Source organism: Azoarcus taiwanensis, assembly GCF_012910885.1.
Classification (GTDB): Bacteria; Pseudomonadota; Gammaproteobacteria; order Burkholderiales; family Rhodocyclaceae; genus Azoarcus_F; species Azoarcus_F taiwanensis.
Genome location: NZ_WTVM01000310.1, coordinates 1 through 427 on the forward strand (window position 1 = coordinate 1; position 427 = coordinate 427).

1 protein-coding gene is annotated in these 427 nt (G+C 37.0%); it reads left to right on the plus strand.

Annotated features, from left to right (window positions below; all coding sequences use genetic code 11):
• On the plus strand, nt 1–427 hold a 427-nt coding region (locus GPA21_RS20485), incomplete at both ends, for a hydroxymethylglutaryl-CoA synthase (protein WP_281355981.1).

Genomic DNA, 427 nt, shown 5'->3' on the forward strand with positions numbered 1-427 from the left:
GCATTATCTAAAGATGCTTATATCCGCTCATTCCAACAAAGCTGGAATGAATACGCAAAACGTCAAGGTAAGTCGCTAGCTGACTTCGCATCTCTATGCTTCCATGTTCCATTTACAAAAATGGGTAAAAAGGCATTAGAGTCAATCATTGATAACGCTGATGAAACAACTCAAGAGCGTTTACGTTCAGGATATGAAGATGCTGTAGATTATAACCGTTATGTCGGTAACATTTATACTGGATCACTATATTTAAGCCTAATTTCATTACTTGAAAATCGTGATTTACAAGCTGGTGAAACAATCGGTTTATTCAGTTATGGCTCAGGTTCAGTTGGTGAATTCTATAGTGCGACATTAGTTGAAGGCTACAAAGATCATTTAGATCAGGCTGCTCACAAAGCATTATTAAATAACCGTACTGAAG